Source organism: Lactiplantibacillus paraxiangfangensis (genome assembly GCF_036246185.1).
In the GTDB taxonomy this organism is placed as follows: domain Bacteria; phylum Bacillota; class Bacilli; order Lactobacillales; family Lactobacillaceae; genus Lactiplantibacillus; species Lactiplantibacillus paraxiangfangensis.
The window spans coordinates 1-18,417 of record NZ_BTPW01000013.1; the positions used below are offsets into that span (position 1 = coordinate 1).

The 18,417-nt window shown below is 46.6% G+C and carries 17 protein-coding genes; 14 read left to right on the forward strand and 3 right to left on the reverse strand.

The window, feature by feature from the left end; translation table 11 throughout:
• The first annotated feature begins 265 nt into the window (after positions 1–265).
• The 8 genes from AAA939_RS08485 to AAA939_RS08520 all read left to right on the forward strand — a co-directional run bounded on the left by AAA939_RS08485 (position 266) and on the right by AAA939_RS08520 (position 7,421).
• On the forward strand, positions 266–601 hold the full coding sequence (locus AAA939_RS08485; RefSeq protein WP_338209546.1) for a PadR family transcriptional regulator: 336 nt from the start codon (positions 266–268) through the stop codon (positions 599–601).
• 41 nt (positions 602–642) lie between these two features.
• A complete protein-coding gene (locus AAA939_RS08490) occupies positions 643–1,431 on the forward strand; it encodes a hypothetical protein (protein WP_338209548.1) in 789 nt (262 codons plus the stop codon).
• A gap of 21 nt (positions 1,432–1,452) precedes the next feature.
• Complete coding sequence (locus tag AAA939_RS08495) at positions 1,453–2,265, forward strand: hypothetical protein (protein ID WP_338209550.1); 813 nt, start codon at positions 1,453–1,455, stop codon at positions 2,263–2,265.
• 292 nt (positions 2,266–2,557) lie between these two features.
• Positions 2,558–3,049: an alcohol dehydrogenase gene (locus AAA939_RS08500; RefSeq protein WP_083491590.1), complete on the forward strand. Its 492-nt coding sequence runs from the start codon at positions 2,558–2,560 to the stop codon at positions 3,047–3,049.
• A gap of 164 nt (positions 3,050–3,213) precedes the next feature.
• On the forward strand, positions 3,214–4,008 hold the full coding sequence (locus tag AAA939_RS08505; protein ID WP_338209554.1) for an SDR family NAD(P)-dependent oxidoreductase: 795 nt from the start codon (positions 3,214–3,216) through the stop codon (positions 4,006–4,008).
• Between the two features lie 203 nt (positions 4,009–4,211).
• A complete protein-coding gene (locus AAA939_RS08510; RefSeq protein WP_338209555.1) occupies positions 4,212–5,132 on the forward strand; it encodes an ABC transporter ATP-binding protein in 921 nt (306 codons plus the stop codon).
• A complete protein-coding gene (locus AAA939_RS08515) occupies positions 5,132–6,757 on the forward strand; it encodes an ABC transporter permease (protein ID WP_338209557.1) in 1,626 nt (541 codons plus the stop codon). The genes AAA939_RS08510 and AAA939_RS08515 overlap by 1 nt, the downstream gene beginning before the upstream one ends.
• A 16-nt stretch (positions 6,758–6,773) precedes the next feature.
• Positions 6,774–7,421 carry a TetR/AcrR family transcriptional regulator gene (locus AAA939_RS08520; protein ID WP_338209560.1) on the forward strand — a complete coding sequence of 216 codons (648 nt, stop codon included), beginning with the start codon at positions 6,774–6,776 and terminating at the stop codon, positions 7,419–7,421.
• Between the two features lie 552 nt (positions 7,422–7,973).
• On the opposite strand, the gene AAA939_RS08525 is transcribed toward AAA939_RS08520, so the two are convergent.
• Both AAA939_RS08525 and AAA939_RS08530 read right to left on the reverse strand, forming a co-directional pair.
• Positions 7,974–8,387, reverse strand: a complete 414-nt coding sequence (locus AAA939_RS08525) for an Ig-like domain-containing protein (RefSeq protein WP_338209561.1) — start codon at positions 8,385–8,387, stop codon at positions 7,974–7,976.
• Positions 8,317–8,829 carry a maltose acetyltransferase domain-containing protein gene (locus AAA939_RS08530; protein ID WP_338230841.1) on the reverse strand — a complete coding sequence of 171 codons (513 nt, stop codon included), beginning with the start codon at positions 8,827–8,829 and terminating at the stop codon, positions 8,317–8,319. Before AAA939_RS08530 ends, AAA939_RS08525 begins: the two co-directional genes overlap by 71 nt.
• A 208-nt stretch (positions 8,830–9,037) precedes the next feature.
• Here AAA939_RS08530 and AAA939_RS08535 point away from each other — a divergent pair, with 208 nt between their 5' ends.
• Together AAA939_RS08535 and AAA939_RS08540 are read left to right on the forward strand one after the other, a co-directional pair.
• Positions 9,038–10,579 carry an FAD-binding protein gene (locus AAA939_RS08535; protein ID WP_338209564.1) on the forward strand — a complete coding sequence of 514 codons (1,542 nt, stop codon included), beginning with the start codon at positions 9,038–9,040 and terminating at the stop codon, positions 10,577–10,579.
• A gap of 189 nt (positions 10,580–10,768) precedes the next feature.
• Complete coding sequence (locus AAA939_RS08540) at positions 10,769–12,280, forward strand: flavocytochrome c (RefSeq protein WP_338209566.1); 1,512 nt, start codon at positions 10,769–10,771, stop codon at positions 12,278–12,280.
• A gap of 61 nt (positions 12,281–12,341) precedes the next feature.
• On the opposite strand, the gene AAA939_RS08545 is transcribed toward AAA939_RS08540, so the two are convergent.
• Positions 12,342–12,860 (reverse strand): folate family ECF transporter S component, encoded by a 519-nt coding sequence (locus tag AAA939_RS08545; protein WP_338209568.1) that lies wholly within the window; start codon positions 12,858–12,860, stop codon positions 12,342–12,344.
• A gap of 263 nt (positions 12,861–13,123) precedes the next feature.
• Between AAA939_RS08545 and AAA939_RS08550 the strand changes: the two genes are divergently transcribed.
• From AAA939_RS08550 to AAA939_RS08565, 4 genes are all read left to right on the forward strand, one after another.
• On the forward strand, positions 13,124–14,143 hold the full coding sequence (locus tag AAA939_RS08550) for a LacI family DNA-binding transcriptional regulator (RefSeq protein ID WP_338230842.1): 1,020 nt from the start codon (positions 13,124–13,126) through the stop codon (positions 14,141–14,143).
• A gap of 43 nt (positions 14,144–14,186) precedes the next feature.
• Entirely contained in the window at positions 14,187–15,149 is a 963-nt protein-coding gene (locus AAA939_RS08555) for a LacI family DNA-binding transcriptional regulator (RefSeq protein WP_338209571.1), read from the forward strand.
• Positions 15,150–15,166: 17 nt separating this feature from the next.
• Positions 15,167–16,840 carry an alpha-glucosidase gene (locus AAA939_RS08560; RefSeq protein WP_338209573.1) on the forward strand — a complete coding sequence of 558 codons (1,674 nt, stop codon included), beginning with the start codon at positions 15,167–15,169 and terminating at the stop codon, positions 16,838–16,840.
• Between the two features lie 256 nt (positions 16,841–17,096).
• Positions 17,097–18,353 (forward strand): extracellular solute-binding protein, encoded by a 1,257-nt coding sequence (locus tag AAA939_RS08565; RefSeq protein ID WP_338209575.1) that lies wholly within the window; start codon positions 17,097–17,099, stop codon positions 18,351–18,353.
• Positions 18,354–18,417: the final 64 nt, after the last annotated feature.

Here is an 18,417-nt window from a genome sequence, read left to right on the forward strand (position 1 = left end):
AAACCTATGATAATTGCTAACTTTTCTTCAGGTGTAAATCTAGTTCTAGGCATAATAAAATCCCCTTAAGCATTGATAGATGAATTATTGTTTTTCATCTGTCAACCTTAAGGGGACTATAGCAAATCCGCAGTGGCTTTTTTAGTATTCAGGGTAATTTTGGGCGCTAAAACACCGGTGCAGATTGCATTCGCTTACTAAGAGCGTCATAATTAAGTCAACGAAAGTAAGCGCTTTATTTAACTCGATTAGGGGGGAATCGCATATGCCAGAAAATTTTTATCAACGACTAGTCGATAAGTATGAACCAATGACGGAAGCCGCGTTTTTGACGCTCATGAGTGTTCGTAAGCCAATTAAAAGTGAGGATATTCCCGCAAAGATTGCGACGTTAACGGATAATAAGCTACAACTTGGCTTGGGGACGTTATTTACTAATTTACATGCCATGACGAGGGACTATCTCATGACCGAACAAGTGGATGATGACGATGTGCACACGTACGAAATCACGGGGAGTGGTGAATCCGTTTTGGAAGCGGAATACGCGCGTTTAAAACTACTCAATCAAATCTGCGAAAATGAAAAGATTCAGGAATAACCGACAAATAATCGGGGGAGTATTTGAAAGAAGGGGTTTCAATGCGTCGGTATAAATTAACAATCAAGGGTTCTGAATCTGAACTGAAATGGCTCAACCGCTTGGCTAAAAAGGGGTGGCTCTTAAAAAGTGTTCGCGGCAACTGGTATCAATTTACCAAGACGTCCAAAACGTACCGCCTGTTTAGTGAGTACATCACGGATGACGTGGCCACTGATTTAAAGCAGCCACAAGGACCGTTTCAGGTGTTAACTACGGTTCATTTAACGAATCCGGAGATTTGGGTCTGTTACTCGGGTACGACTGAGCCGCAATTACAGGCGACCAGGGTCGATGCGGGTGATGCAGAATTACAATTGAAAATTGCCTTAGCGATGCGAGGGCACCTGTTAAATAGGATGAACATTTTATTTGCGATAGGCTTGCTCCTCGTTATCGGGTTAATTTACTTCAACGTTTTCACGGATGACGGTATGGAGTGGATTGTTTTCTTCTGGTTAGTGATTAGCTTTACACCGGCCTTTATGGCGGGGAAAGTACACCGGCAGTCCAACGCATTACGCGTACGCACCGGTAACTACAAAGGCGCTTGGCGGCCAACGCAGCACGTCTTTTTGAAGCATATGCCACATGATTTGGACTTAGATAAGGTCAAAGATATTGGTGACTGGACGTTAGTCGGCCATGATCAAAAGGGGACGTACTGGTATGACGTGCGGTCACTAGCCAGCTTAGCGGAAATTAAGCAAACGCTACAGTCAGTCGTTGGTGATAGCGTTGACGTATCGGTTATGAGCTACTTAGGCTTAGCACCAATCGGTTATATTTAATCATTACGGGGAAGCGATTTTATGTGGAAGCATCGGTTTATGATAAAAGGGTCCAAGGAAGAGCTGGCGTGGCTGAATCGGGAAGCCAAACGCCATTACTTGTTAGTCGGTATTTGGAATAGCTGGTACCACTTTAAGCGGGTCACAACGACCTACCAAATTTTTAGCGAGTACGTCTCGACGGATTTTGTGCCGGAGTTGGCAAAGGCCAATCAACAGTTCAAGGTGTTGGCAACTTATGAAGTTTCTAATCCAGATATTCAAGTTGTCTACACGGGGACGGATCAAGCGGTCGTTACTAAGGTGTTACCGGGCGACCCCCAGATGCGGTTAAAAGTGGGCCTGCGGATGCGTGATCAGGCCATGAATACCGTTAACGTCGTTCTCTATTCGGCGGTGGCGTTCTTAGGGATTGTAATGTTCCTGGTTTTAAATATCGACGATGCAAATCGGGGTGAAAACGCGATGACCATTTGGTTCTTTGCGGCGGTGATCATCGGGGTAGTCGTCTTTCGACTTTACCGGGCAGCTAAGCAACTACAAGATCAGATTGTCATTTTGAGACGGGATACGGAAAACTATGATGGGGCGTGGATGCCGACGATGCACGTATTCATCGATCCGTTAACGACGGATTTGGATACCGAAGCGTTAAAGAGTCTTGGTCGGTGGTCGTTAGTTAATCAGACGAGCAAAGGGGCTTACTGGTATGACTTGCAGACGTTGGCCAGTGCGTCAGATATTAAAGCGAGTTTAAAGCCGTATACCACACCAACAACCCACGTCAGCGTTGTCAGCTGGCTAGGTTTAGCACCATTAGGGTGGTTTATGTAATCAAAAGTGAGATTAGGATAACGACCTGGTCTCACTTTTTTATACTTTTTCTTATAAATTAAATAATATCAAATGACAATAAATAAAATAAGTAGTATTCTGAATTAGAAGACAAAGCCGGAATGTGTGGTATGTTTATTCAGTTATTTTTGATTATTAAAATGAAAATAAATTATACTATGAATATTTTTGTATTCATCACATTATTTTCACAAAATCAGTTTACCTTATAGATATAAACATTCAGTCAAAGCTGGCTGAAGAGTCGTCAAAACTTAGCGAGGTGATTTTGATGCGACTAAAAGATTTAACAGGAGAGACCTTTAGCCGTTTAACAGTGGTTGAACGTGCTGAAAGTGCGCCTAACGGTAATGCTCGGTGGTTGTGTCAATGTTCGTGCGGTCGGCAGGTCGTTGTTGACAGCTACCGGTTACGAAAAGGAATCACAAAGAGTTGTGGCTGTTTACGTGCTGATGTAAGTCGGAAAAACATTTTTGAAAATCCTAAGACCCGTAAGAATATGGGCCGTAGTGATAATCTGCCCCTCTATCAAGGGACATCGGTTGATCGCTTGAAGCCTAACAGTCGGAACCGAAGCGGCGTCATTGGCGTATCGTTTGATCGGTGCTCACAAAAGTGGGTCGCACGATTAATGTATCGCGGACGGTTAGTATTGAACCAACAATTTGCTGATATGGATGATGCTATTTTGGCACGTCGTCAGGCCGAAAAACGCTACGTGATGCCCGTTTTGGCAGAATACGAAAAGAGTAGTGCAGAATAGTTTGGTACATAGAAGCCACCAGTTAAATTTTTTAACCGGTGGCTTTTTTGCGTTGAAATTTCCCGGGAAATAATCTGCATTATTTTAATAAGCCGATAAAATTGAGTTGCCCGAAGGAATCACTTAGACTTAGCAGTAGTTAAAACGAACGGAGGACTTAACGTATGGAAATGGGATTGGAACACAAACGGGTCTTGGTGACTGGTTCAACTAAAGGAATTGGACGCGCAATTGCGACCGCTTTTGCTAAAGAAGGTGCGGACGTCGTCATTAATGGTCGGCGGGCGGATACGGTCCAAGCAGTCGTTGATCAATTAGCAGCTGCGTATCCAGAAACGACACCAGTGGCAGCGCCGTTTGATATTAGCAACCCGGCGGAAGCTGAAAAGTTATTCAAGTTAGTGCCGACGGTCGACGTTTTAGTCAACAACATGGGTATCTTTGCCCCGATGGCGTATGGCGACATTGATGACGCCACTTGGGACCGTTTCTTTAAGGTCAACGTGTTGTCTGGCAACCGGCTCGCGAAGCACTATTTGCCATCGATGTTAGCTAAGGACTTTGGGCGCATTATTTTTATTGCGAGTGAAGAGGCGGTCATGCCGTCCGGTGAAATGCCTCAGTATTCAATGACCAAGTCCATGAATTTATCACTGGCAAAAAGCTTGTCTAAATTAACCGTGGGAACGCACGTGACCGTGAACACGGTCATGCCCGGCTCGACTTTGACGGAAGGCGTTCAGCATATGCTGGATGAGATGTATGCGGATTCTGATCTACCAAAGGATCAGTGGGAACATGACTTTATGGTTAACCACCGGCCGTTGTCTCAGATTCAGCGCTTGATCCGTCCCGAAGAAATTGGCCGGTTAACGGTGTTCGTAGCCAGTCCGTTTGCTAGCAGCTTTTCCGGTGAAGCGTTGCGTGCTGACGGCGGCCTGGTGCCAACTTTGTATTAAAATAGTTAACGTTAAGCGTTTGGAAATTATCCAAACGCTTTTTTAGTGCGTGAAAAGCCTTTGTATTGGGGAATCTGGCACGTTGATAAACAGAAGTTCAAAGTATTGACTGGCCAGTCATTGACTTATAAGTCAATGACGATTATGATTGCTTTTGAATTTAGACGGACGGCTGATTGCCGCCGTGATGGGAGTGAAAATATATGACAAAACAAGCACCAGTACTAGAAGTGACCCATTTACAAAAACGCTTTGGTAAGTTTAACGCGTTGAAAGATATTGATTTTGCAATTTATCCCGGAGAAGTTTTTGGCTTTATTGGCCCCAACGGCGCCGGTAAATCGACAACGATTCGGATTTTATTAGGAATTTTACGGGCTAGCGGGGGTTCAGCGACCATCTTTGGTCAGGACGTCTGGCGTGACAGTGTCAAAATTCACCAACGCATTGCGTACGTTCCCGGCGATGTTTATCTGTGGCCCAATTTGAGCGGGGGCGAAGTTATTGACCTCTTCTTAAAGCTGAACGGTGAAAAACACAGCGCCCATACTGACGAATTGATCAAAAAGTTTGCGCTGGATCCGCGGAAAAAAGCGCGCACTTATTCAAAGGGTAACCGGCAAAAAGTTGCATTGATTGCGGCGTTTTCAACGGATGCGGATTTTTATATTTTTGACGAACCAACCTCTGGGCTAGATCCCTTGAATGAGCAGACGTTCCAAAATGAAGTCTTGAAGCTAAAACAACGGGGAAAGAGCGTGCTGTTATCGAGTCATATTCTTTCTGAAGTAGAAAAAATGTGTGATCGGATTGGCATTATTCGTGAAGGCCAAGTCGTTGAGACGGGGACCTTGGCCGAGATGCGCCATTTGACCCGGACGACCGTCGACGTGCAAACGAAGCAGGTCTTAGATGGCATTGACCAATTACCCGGTGTTCATGGTATGACGATCAAATCAGGTCCTAACCACGTCAGTCTAGCGGTCGACGCTGATCAGCTCACGGCCGTGATGGCATTCCTAACGGCAAGAGAACTCGTTAGCTTAACTACGACGCCTCCAACGTTGGAAGACTTGTTCATGCGCTACTATGAGAAAAATGGGCAAATGCCGGATGGGAAGTGATGGTGATGAATTTAACACAACTATTTCAGCGGACCGGTCTGCTAATTCGTTTTAACCTCAAACGCGACTGGGCCAAACTGGTTTTGTGGATCGTCATTTTGGCTGGCCTATTAACGGCAATTGCGGCTAAATTTGATGGCATTTACAGTGATCAGACCGCCATTAATGAAATCATTAAGACGCTGAAGACACCTGCCATGGTTTCACTCTTTGGGGCGTTTACAGCGCAACATCCGTACACGACGGCCAAGGTATTTGCGACTGAAATGGTCGTCTTTATGGCCCTGTTTATGGTTATCATGAATATTATGATTGGGGTCGCGACAACCCGTGGGGACGAAGATGACGGGTTACTAGAATTAATCCGTGCTCACGCGGTTGGCCGGGGTGCGCCACTATTAGCTGGTGCGGTTGAATTGACCCTGCTTAATGGGCTGGTCGGCTTACTCTTTGGCTTGGGGTTACAAGTCGCGGGAATGCCCGGTGCGGATACGACCGGTAACTGGTTAATTGGCTTGGCGTTAGCAGCGTTGGGTTGGGCATTCGGTATGTTGACCCTGGTCGTTGCGCAGTTGGCCAACAACGCAAGCGGTGCGACCATGCTAAGTTACGCTATTTTAGGCGTAATGTACGTCGTTCGCATGAGTACCGATGTCAGTCATCCAAAATTGACGTGGTGGATTCCATTTGGCTGGATTGAAAAAATCAGCGCTTATCAAGCTAACCATTGGCTACCAGTGATTGCGTACGTCCTCTTTGGGTTAGTTTGCCTAGGCTTGGCGCTAGGATTGGGTCTTCAACGTGACCTCGGCGCGGGACTAATTACCGTGCGTCAAGGTCGGCAACGCGCCAGTCGCTGGCTTCAGGGGCCCGTCAGTTTGTTATGGCGGCAATCACGGGGAATGATCATTGCCTGGACCATCGGAAACTTTGACCTCGGGGTGGCCTATGGCTCGGTCTTTAATACCATCGGTGACCTGGCTAAAAGTAACCCAATGATTAAACAATTGTTGGGAGCGACGGCCCTTGCATCTGCGAACCGACTCATTGTGAAAAACTTTATTGCCATTTTGGCGGTTGTGATGGTTATCGTGGCGCTCATTGCCGCAGTTCAGCTCATGCTGAAGCTGGTCAGTGATGAAAATAAGGGCTACTTGCATCAAATTTCGGCAACGGCAACCTCCCGTTGGCACGTCTGGGCGAGTTATACGGGCTGGGCCATGTTGACGAGTATCGTGGTTCTGTTTGCTGGTCTCGGTGGGATGTATCTGATGGGTGCCGCGGATATGAAGGACCCGATTAGCTGGTTGACTTACTGGCACGTCTTTTTGGCGTATGTCCCAGCAATGCTAGTGATGATAGCCTTTGCCAGTCTATTGACGGGGTGGCTATCAAAGTGGCGGTACTTAGCCTGGGCCTGGGTGGCCTACGCCTTTTTCTCCCTATACTTGGGCAACTTGATCGATTTGCCGAAGTGGGCGAAGCATTTAACCCCGTTAGGCTTTGTGAATAAAGTTCCACTTAAAGCCGTTGTCTGGTCAACCAACTGGTGGTGTCTTGCGCTGACTGTGCTAATATTAGTTGTAGCAGCAATTGGCTACCGGCGACGCGATTTAGCCCAGTAGCGGAAGGGAGTCAGGGATGACCAAACAAAAAACGTCTAAGGACCCCCAAAAAGAGGCCCGCATCATGCAGGCCGCATTACACACTTTTGCGGAATCCGGTTATCGGGATGCTAAAACGGATCTGATTGCGGAAAAAGCCCAAGTCTCAAAAGGGTTGATCTTCCACTATTACGGCAGTAAACAAGCGCTATACGTGCTCACCGTGCAGACCGCCACGCAGACGATTATGGATAATATTGATCCGCGGGCGTACGAAGCGCCCAGTGATTTAGTCGCCTTAATCGTGCGGGGGACTAAGTATAAGAGTGAATTCGGTCGCACCCACCCAGATGAGATGCGGTTATTAATTAACGCATACGGTGAGGTCGATCAATTACCAGCGAAGGTCCAGACGCAGATCAAGGAATTATACACGCAAAGCATCACGGTGACTCGGCATCTGATTCAAGATGTTTTAACGCAGATGAAATTGCGTCCCGAATTGAATCAAGACGATGTCGTTGATTTAATCGTGGGCGTCTATAATCAGATTTTTGCAGAGTTTCAAGTCCACATGGCTAAGAATCATGACGTTAAGTCGATGGATGACGTGCAATGGATTGTTGAGCGGGCTAAAACCTACATGGGAATTTTAGAATACGGCTTTACTGAACCAAAACAGTAATTAATTTTAGAGGTTGAATACAAAAAATGAACGGCAAACTGGCGATAAGCGTCGGTTTGCCGTTCATTTTGGATTTGGTGCTGAATCTGTGACGTTTGATCCTAATTGGCCGTTTTGTCGGACATAACTGGTGTGCTATGGGGGCGGTCCCAGCCGAAGTGCGGTCTGGAACCTCAGTTCAAAGCCGATAACCCACGTCTTTGAACCGCCCCGTAACATTCATCGGCAAAGAAACACCGACAAATGTTGCCGACACAGCACACCAATTATGTCCGACGTCACTAAGTACAGTTTCAATTATCTAGATTTATTGAATGCTCTGAGGTTGTCACTGATAGCATCGGTCGTGATGGTGGCGTTTGGGCGACGCTTTTTGTCGGCCTTACACCACGGACGGTCCGGGATAATTGCGGTTTTTGAAATTGTTCCGGGCGAGGGTTAAGACCGCTCCTCAGGCTTAACCCGGTTCCACGACCGCATGTTATCAGTGGCGACCGGACTAGGTCATAAGTGATTAATGTAATAGTAATTGAAGCGTCAGTGTTGGATTAACTATTCAACGGTGATGAGGACTTCTTCTGAAATCACTTGGTCAAAGTTAGGTTGAATAAAGAGAACAGTGACTTTGGCCTGACCACGCTTCCGGCCTTCAATAACACCTGCATGTGAGACGGACAAAATGGTGTCGTCTTCAGAAGTAAAGCTATAGTGGCCCCCGCGAGTGTTGGCTGGGAGCGTCATCGCAGCGACTTGAACACTTTCGTTCACTTTGAGGTGTTGGTCAACTTTAATAATCAGTTGACGTGCCTTAAATTCGTCTTCCGGGATGTCTGAATTGACGTCGTCAGTTGGTCGGATGACGCTGGCTGGATTTCCGCCAAGAATAACCGAACCGTCAACGTAAGAACGGGTGACGACCGCACCAGCACCAACGATAGTTTTGTTTCCCAGCGTGACGCCACCCATGATGGTTGCGCCAGCGCCAACAATCAGCGCCAATTTTAATGGGCTTGGTGAACATTTTTCCCAGCTGGCGGCTATCCACGTGTAGGGGATGGTAGTCAGTAATCAGTTGGCAGCGGGGGCCAATCAAGGTCCGGCTACCAATTTCAATTTTGGCATGGTCCATAAAATCACAATCGTAATTGACCATGGCGCCTTCACCGAGAAAAGTGTTGATTCCCGTACTCATCCGAATGGGGCCAAACACTAAGTTGGACTCATCGGCCTGACCGAATAAACGTTGTTTAACCGTTTCCGGGTCCATTTCTTGGTCCCCGTAATTAAATTTAAACGTTAATTGGTTAGCTTGTGTCATAACGCGGGCAATTTCTGGGTCTGCGACGTCGTACCACCCGCCATTTTTCATTTTATTAAATTCTGTTGGATCTAATGTGTGCTCATCCATGAGCGTCCCCCCTCAAATTCTAAGGAATAAGTCCTTTGTAAAGTATAGCAGTGCGTGGGACCTATTTGGCTTGACTAAATAACCAAGTTATCTTTTTATAGTATGTCGTTATTTTTAATTAAGGTGATCAATGAACACTTTTTATTCCTTGAAGGAGTCCGAAATGTGGTAAGTTAGACGTAATAAATTAACGAGGTGAAAAACCAGGATGAATTTGAATTTAACCGCTAAACAGAGCCAACAGTGGCGGCAACTGCTGAGCTTAATGGATGATAATTTAATGGCCCTGGTGGCCGACATGGAAGCGTCAGGTAAAATGGCGCCTACCGTTTTGACGGCGCTACAGAAACGGGGCTTGCCACAAACAGGCTTGTCCGCCGACGCGGACCGGTTGAGTGAGCAGACCTTGAGTGTTCTTGCATTGGCACAGCGTTCGGCTAGTTTGGCCACGCTACTGGCAACTTGGTGGCAAGTGGTTGATGCCATCACAATGTTCGGAACGACGCAACAAAAGCACGATTACTTAGAAACGCTACAACTAATGGGACTATCCGCTATGGGGGCCCCCGCAACCGCCGCCGTTACAGCCATGCCAGTGGCAGACGGCTGGCAATTGACGGGGACGGTGACCCACGTAATTAATGCGGGAATGGCACAGACTTACTTAGTTTTAGCGCAAACGCCACCGGACGTGCCGAGTGCCTTCTTAGTTCGGGCGGATCAACCTGGGGTGAAAATCGTCAATCAGCTTGATACGTTAGGCTTGCGGGGCTTAGCGCTGGCAGATTTAACGCTTGAACAGGTCAAAGTGACGGCTAGTGACCGGATGGGCGCCATTGGACAAGGCTTGGCAATCTTTCAGCGGGTCCAAGCCGTTGGTCAGATGATGCTCAGTGCCGTTGGTGCGGGGATTTTAGAACGTGCGGGTCGTCAGATTCAACAATTGGCCCTGATGGAACAACCCCCGTTAGCCGAATTAGCGCCACTGCTGGCAACGGCCCGCGCCCTGACCCTGGGTGCTTTATCAACGGCTAGTCAGGCTGATGAAAATGGCGCTTTTTTCCAGTCAGCTGCCTTGACGGCTTGGCAAACGGTGAGCCAAAGCACACCCCAGTTACTCAGCGTGACAACCTTGATTGGGGACTTAGCGTACGGTGTGCGTTCACCAATGATGGCACTCACGCAGGACCTAGAAATGTTGCCACTATTAGTCGGAACGGCGGACAGCCTAGCGACCACGTTTGCGACCCACACGCTGAACGCACCGGCGGTTGAAGCGGCTACTAGTGAAACTCACAAGGAACCGGAACAGTTAGCCGTATCAGATTTGCACCGGGTTGTTAAGAAGTTGAATTTGACCAAGGACGTTCCCGTTAACGTGGGCAGTATTGCAACTGCCAAACGGGTTGTGACTTTGGGCCGGGGCGCACTGGACCCCGCCGTGTTATTACAAGCACAACAGCTGGCTAAGTGGATTGGGGCGGCCATTGCGGTCACTCAGCCATTGACGAGCTTGGAGCAGTTCAGTATTGATCAACAGATTGGCGGGGATGCCGTGTCTGTCGCCCCTGAAGTTTTGATCAATCTAGGTGTTTCGGGTGACGACCAATATTTAGCTGGCATCGCGGGTGCGCGGCACGTCCTATCCGTTAATCGCGATGCGACTGCGCCAATTATGGCGGCGTCACACCAAGTATTTGTCGGCGACGTGACGACGTTTTTAGACGGGATGGTCGCGGCGTTAAATTAAAAATACGTATCATTAATAAAGGCGTTTCCCAGTTTTGACCGGGGGATGCCTTTTATATTGTGAAATTTTATCAATCTTATGGGTAAGAAGTTGATTAGGATTTACGTTTAAGGGTTATTAAGCTAAAACTGGCATGATACAATAAAATAATAAATTCACAATATCTCATTTATCGAGGGGGAACGGATAATGAAGACACGCTTATTTTCAGTTATTGCTAGCTTAACGTTGGTGACTGCTAGTTTAGCAGGATGTGGTAATGCTAACACGACCAAGAAGAGTAGCAGTAGTAGCAGTTCCAAAAAAACAGAGGTGACAACGGGGGCGTCAAAGACCCAATATTCATCCGTTAAGGACCTGAAGTCGAAGTACGACGTCGTCATCGTTGGTGCCGGTGGTGCTGGGATGTCCGCCGCATTAGCTGCGAAAGAAAAGGGACTCAAACCCGTTATTTTAGAAAAGATGCCGGTCGCTGGTGGGAACACGTTAAAGGCTTCCTCCGGGATGAACGCTTCGGAAACGAAGGTTCAAAAGAAAGCCGGCGTCAAAGACTCTAACGATAAGTTCTATAAAGAGACGCTCGAGGGTGGCCACGGGACGAACGACAAGAAGATGTTACGCTTCTTCGTTGACCATTCTGCCAGTGCCGTTGATTGGTTAGATGGCATGGGAATCAAGCTGAATAACTTAACGATTACCGGTGGGATGAGTGTTAAACGGACTCACCGACCAGCGGATGGTTCCGCGGTCGGGGGTTACTTAGTCAGCGGTTTACTCCGTAACGTTAAGAAAAATAACATACCAATTTACGTCAACGCCGACGTCACTAAGATCAATGAAAAGTCTGGCAAAGTTGACGGCGTCAAAGTTAAGTTTAATCAAGATAAAACAAAAACAATCAGTTCCAAAGCGGTTATCGTGACAACTGGTGGTTTCGGTGCAAGCAAGGCCATGATTAAGAAATATCGTCCAGACCTGTCTAAGTACGTCACGACCAACCAAGCTGGGAGTACTGGTGACGGGATCAAGATGATCAAGTCACTGGGTGGCTACACGGTTGATATGAACAAGATTCAAATTCACCCAACGGTTTACCAAAAGCCACCATACTTAGTTGGTGAAGCAGTACGTGGTGAAGGTGGCATCTTGGTCAACAAACAAGGGGAACGTTTCACCAATGAAATGGGAACCCGTGACGTGGTCTCCGCAGCCATTAACAAGCAATCTGGCAAGTACGCTTACGTCCTCTTTGACGGCGGCGTTAAGAAGCGGGTCACGGCTATCAACCAGTACCAGAAGAAGGGCATGGTCGTTTCATCCGACAGTCTCGCCGGCTTAGCTAAGAAGCTTGGAGTTTCAAGTGACAACTTAGCCACGACCGTTAAAACGTGGAATAAGGACGTCAAGAACAAGAAGGACGGCCAATTCAAGCGGACGACCGGGATGGATAACCAGTTGAATACGCCAAAGTATTACGCGATTAAGATTGCCCCCGGGATTCACTACACGATGGGTGGCGTTAAGATCAATCCACAAACCGAAGTATTGAAGAAGTCCGGGCAAGCAATTCCTGGCCTCTACGCTGCTGGTGAAGTCACCGGTGGGCTGCACGGGGACAACCGGATCGGTGGGAACTCCGTTGCTGAAATCGTGATCTTTGGTCGCCAAGCTGGGACACAGGTCGCAAAGTACGTTAAATAATAGCTGCATCAAAAAAGAGCTGAATTTCAGCTCTTTTTTTGTTGCACTAAATTGCTCCTGTTTATTGCAGGTTGAATTTACTAGTGAGTTGGTTGAGCACCGGAATCTTGAAGAGTGCCAGTAGAACCACCGTGTAGATCGCGTAGGTCACGATTTCTTGAATGAACCGGGTCGTTAATAGCGCTGCCCACGGTGTGAGGTACATGATATGTAGCCACAAGCTATTTAAAATGAAATTCCAGATAAAGACGACGATGAAATTGGCAAGTAATAGCCGCAGCAAGGTCGTTTTGTGTTGAAACGCGATGCCAAAAGTTAGCCCCGTCAAGAAGGCGGTTAGAATGAATCCCGGGAAAAAAGTGAATTTCGGGAACAGGAGCATGCCTAAAAAATAGGCAAGAGCGGTGCTACCAGCCGTAACCAATGGTGAGAAGATCCGGGCCGTCAACGCAACGATGATAAAAGCAAAGGCAATTTTGGTCGTTAAAAATTGAATGGATAGCAGGCTGCCCAGCACAATCTGCATAGCGGTGAGGACGCCTAACGTTGTGATTTTTTTGACAATAGTTTGTGAGCCCATAGCGAATTGTTTCCCCCTAAGTGATGAATTAACTAGTATTGTAAGGGAAAACGTGGGGTATTGCTAGTCTGATTTAGGTTTTTACCAAATGATTGTGGTACGAACGATATGGATTTAATGGGAACGAGCCGGTAATGCACATAGTTAGTCGGCTGATTGTAGCGCATGATGAAAAATTACGCAATACTTATGCAATCGCTTGCAATAATATTGAAAACGTTTTATATTTAAGCTTGTAGAAACATTCGATTGGAGGGGACAACATGGCAACGATCAAAGATGTTGCCAAGCGCGCGGGGGTTTCGCCATCAACGGCGTCCCGTGCAATGCATGGTAGCAAAGTCATCAGTAAACCAACGCGGGATAAGGTCATTAAAGCTGCCCGTGAATTAAACTACGCACCGGATTTTAATGCGCAAAATTTAGCCACTAAAGCTAGTAATACGATTGGCGTCGTTTTACCAGTTGATCATCACGAAATTTTTTCAAACCCATTTTTCTTGGAAATGATTCGGGTAATTAACGAAGTTTGTAGCAAGAACGGGTCAATGACGACCCTCGCCACGGGGATTTCTAGTGACGAACTCGTGCATAATATTGACGTCATGATTGCGCAGGGTCACATTCGCAATTTTATTTTGTTGTACTCAGAAAAAGATGATCCGGTGGTCGAACGACTAAACCATTTTGACGTGCAGTACGTCATTATTGGAAAACCGTATCAAGATGTCAATAAGACGTCCTATGTCGATAACGACAACGTACAGGCCGGAACGGACGCGGCGCAGTACTTAGTCGATCGCGGACATCAGCGCATTTGTTTTCTGTATTCAGATTTATCCAAAATGGTTCAGGGTGACCGGATGCTCGGGTACCAGCGGACAATGATGCAACACCAATTACCAAGTATTTTATTAGAAGCGCGGTTCGAAGACCATGCCTCAGGGGTCAAATCCATGAAGCATTTCTTTGAACAATACCCAGACGTGACCGGCTTTGTGGCGGTCGATGACATGATGGCACTCAAGCTCCAACAAGTGTTACATAACGATCCGGAATGGAAGGTCAAACAGTTCTCGTTGATTGGGTTCAATAATTCGATCTTTTCAGAGTTAGCACACCCGACCTTGACGTCGATTGCGGTCTTTCCACAACGTTTAGGCGAAGAAGCAGCTAAAATCGTCATGACTGACCGTCCAGCTGAAGAGTTATCAACGGCTGTGATTGTGCCCCACCAAATCGTTACTAGACATTCGGTGCACCCGATCAGATCATTAAAATAAAGCGTCGGGATTGAGTGACAACTAAAAAGGGGGAGTTTAGTCAATGGCAACGTTAAATGACGTCGCTAAGCGGGCCAACGTTTCTAAAATGACGGTTTCGCGGGCGATCAATCATCCAGAACAAGTGCGACCAGAGTTACGGGATAGTATTCTGCACGTGATGGCTGAATTAAATTATCAGCCCAATGCAGCTGCACGCGCGCTGGTGAGTCGGCGGACCCGTGTGGTCAAATTAACGATTTTCGAAGATATGGATACCACCGAACCTTACTACATGATGTTATTAGCGGGAATCGCGAACGAGTTAAACCAACATCAATATGCGCTGCAATTGGCAACCAGTAACAGTTACGAGGTCGGCGAGTGTGACGGCTACATCTTAACGGGAATTCGGCAAAAAAATTACGCCTGGGTCGAGCAGCTCAAGCAACCAGTCGTCTTTTTTGGCCGTAATCAACAGGGTTACGACTATGTCGATACGAATAATTACCAAGCGATTCAAGATAGTTCGACGTATGCCGTTCAGAATGGCTATACCAACCTCGTTTTTGTTGGTATTGCCGTGGACGAGCCGTTTGAACAGGACCGCGAACGGGGATTCCGTGATTTTATTACGGCTAACCAAGTTAGCGGCCAACTGGTTCAATTGGCCAATCACTGTCACGTCGCAACGGACTATGTCCAGCAACACTGGGCGGAATTTCCTGACAATACGGCGTTCATTTGCGCAAGTGACCGTTTGGCAATCGGGATTGAAGATGGCATTATCCTGCAAGGCAAGCGGGTCCCTGAAGATTACGGTGTGATTGGATTTGATGGGGTCTTATTGAATCAGATTGCGTCGAAACGCTTAACAACAATGAAGCAACCCTTGGAAGCGATGGGCCGGGCTGCGGTCAGACTACTTTTGGCAAACATTGCCAATCCCGGTTCACCCGCTACTCCCCACGACCAAGAAAAAATTATTATTAATTCACGGTTATCGATTGCAGAATCGACCCGGTGATAGAGGAGCAGCTTAGTATGAGTAAACACTGGTATGACCAACAAACGATTTATCAAATTTATCCTAAAAGTTTTAACGATAGTAACCACGATGGCATTGGGGATATTCCGGGTATCACGGCGAAAGTGCCCTATTTAAAAAAGCTAGGCATTACAACGCTGTGGTTGAACCCGATTTATCAATCCCCGCAAGTCGATAACGGTTACGACGTCTCGGATTATTACCAAGTAGATCCAAGCTTGGGGACGATGGCTGAAGTTGAGGAGCTCATCAAAACGGCCCACGCCAACGGGATGTACATTCTGTTTGACTTCGTTTTGAACCACACGTCGGACCAACACCCGTGGTTTAAACAAGCGGTAGCTGATCCGAATAGTCCATATCGCGACTATTACTTGTGGCAAGATCCCGCTGCGGATGGCGGCCGGCCTAATAATTGGGGGTCGTTTTTCGGTGGCAGCGTCTGGGAAAAAGATCCCGCGGGCGGGCCCCAATATTATTTCCACTTATTTGATAAGCGGATGCCCGATTTAAACTGGAAAAATCCAGCCGTTCAACAAGCGATGCGCGATGTTGCTGAGTTCTGGGTGGAAAAGGGAATCGATGGGTTACGATTGGACGCCTTCATTCACTTAGCCAAAGCTGATTTTCGTCAGAACTATCCGAGTGCGACCGGCGATCAAACGCCAATTATTAGTGATATGTTTTACGCGCACCTTCCTAAAGTCCATCAATACTTACATGATTTTGTCGCGGGAATCAAAGCGAAGCACCCTGAAACTTACGTTGTGGGCGAAGCGTCGTCAGCCGATGCCCACTTAATGGTCGATTACACGAAGCCGGGGACGGACGAGTGCGATAACGTCATTACGTTTAAGACGTTTGCGGATGATAATTCGGGGGATGACCCAACGTTCTCCGACATGTTCCAACCACGACCAATGGATGTGACAACTTATAAACAACATACGGTTGGGATTCAAGCTGCTTTAGCGGATACTAGTTTACCAACGCTTTATTGGAATAATCATGACATGGCACGGGTGGCCACGCGTTATGGTGACGCTAATTATCCACTGGAAAGTGCCAAATCGTTAGCAACGGCGTTGTATTTACAGCGTGGGATTCCAATCATCTACTACGGCGAGGAACTGGGCCTAACGAATATTCGTTACGATAACGTAGCCGACTTTGAAGACCAGACGGTGCCAGGATTTGTCGCCAGTGCTAAAGCGGCGGGCAAGTCGCAGGCTGCCATTATGGACATGCTCAATCGTACCCATAAAATGGCGGGCCGCGGTCCGATGCAATGGGATGACAGCCAGTACCACGGTTTCTCAGACCACTTGCCATGGAAACATGGTGCAACCGATCGCATGAATGCGAACGATGAAATGGCTGATGAGAACAGTGTCTTCAATTACTACCGTGAATTGCTTAAATTGAAACGACAAGCACCGCTCGCAAGTGGCCAGTTCATCATGTTACCGAGTGATCAACGACTCTTTACTTACTTGATTGATGATACGAATGAACGCGCTGCGGTCATCTGTAACTTAACAGATCAACCACAAACTTATACGTTACCGTTTGCAGGGAAACGGGTCTTACTCGTGCAGGGCGGGGCGACCGTTGCGGCTGACCAAGTGACGTTGCCTGCTTGGAGTAACATTGTGGTCCAAGCCAATTAATGCAAGCATTGGCTGATTATTCAACAATTGGTATAGTATTAACCACACTAATGTTTATAAACAAAAATCGTTAACATTTTATAAATTGGTATAAATGTTGATATAACAGTAAATCCCAGCTAATTATCTAGCTGGGATTTATTTTTTAACAAATGTTGTTAACGTTAACATTACGAAAACGCTTGCGAAAGCGTTTGCATAGTTGCATAATAAATTATGGTAAATGAATTAAGATACTTCGCAAGGAGGAAGCACTATGAGTACTTGGAAAAAGTTGGGGATGGGTGTTTTAGCCACGGGCTTAGCACTCACGCTTGTAGGTTGTGGTAATAGTAAGTCTTCATCCAGCTCTTCATCAAAGATGGGTAAGACATTGAAGGTTTCTGCAGACCCTTCGTATAAATCATATATGAAGTCTGTGATTCCTGCGTTTGAAAAGAAGAACAACGTTAAGGTGAAGGTTTCATACAAGGCCATGCTTGATGAAGACGACGCTTTGAAGTTGGATGGTCCTTCAGGTAAGGGTCCCGATGTTTTGATGGCACCATACGACCGGGTTGGTCAAATGGCGTCACAGGGACAATTAGCTACGGCTAAGTTAGTTAACGGTCGTTACAATGCAACTGGTAAGAAATCCGTTACCTATAAAGGTAAGGTTTACGCTGCACCCGTTACGATCGAATCTGATGTGCTCTACTACAACAAGAAGTTGATTAAGAACGCACCTAAGTCATTCACTGATCTTGAAAAGTTAACTAAGGATAAGAAATATGCTTATGCTAACGACAAGTCGAAATCAGTTGCTTTCTTAACACAATGGACTAACTTCTATAACTCATTCGGTGTCATCAAGGGTTACGGTGGCTACGTCTTCGGTGATAACAACACCAATGCTAAGAAGATGGGCTTGAACAACTCCGGCGCCGTTGAAGGGTTAAGCTACATGACCAAATGGTTCACGAAGTACTGGCCAAGTGGGATGCAAAATGTCACTTCAAACGAAAACTTTGTAACGTCACAATTTACTTCTGGCAAGACCGCTGCCGTTATCGATGGTCCTTGGATGGCTGCTACTTACAAGAAGTCTAAGATTGATTACGGGGTTGCCGTTTTACCTACTTTGAACAATGGTAAGGATTATCAAGCGTTTGCCGGTGGGAAAGCTTGGGCAGTTTCTAACTACTCTAAGAACAAGACCGCAGCACAAGCTTGGTTAGACTACATTTCAAACGATGCTAGTCAAAAGAGTCTTTACAAGTCTGCTAGTGAAATTCCAGCAAACACCGCTGCACGTAAGTCAGCCGTTGCGACTGGTAATGACATGGCTAGCGCTGTTTCCAAACAATATGACAAGGATGTTCCTTTGATCAACTTGCCACAAATGTCTGAAGTTTGGACCCCAGCACAAACGATGGTTACTAACGCTGCTAGTGGCAAGATGACACCAAAACAAGCTGCTAACAAAGCACAAAAGACCATTTTAACTAATATTTCTCAGAAATATGATAAATAGTCATTATTTTAAATAGCGTTTAAGGGGGCTGAAACAAAATTCGTTTTGTCTCAGCCTTTTTAAA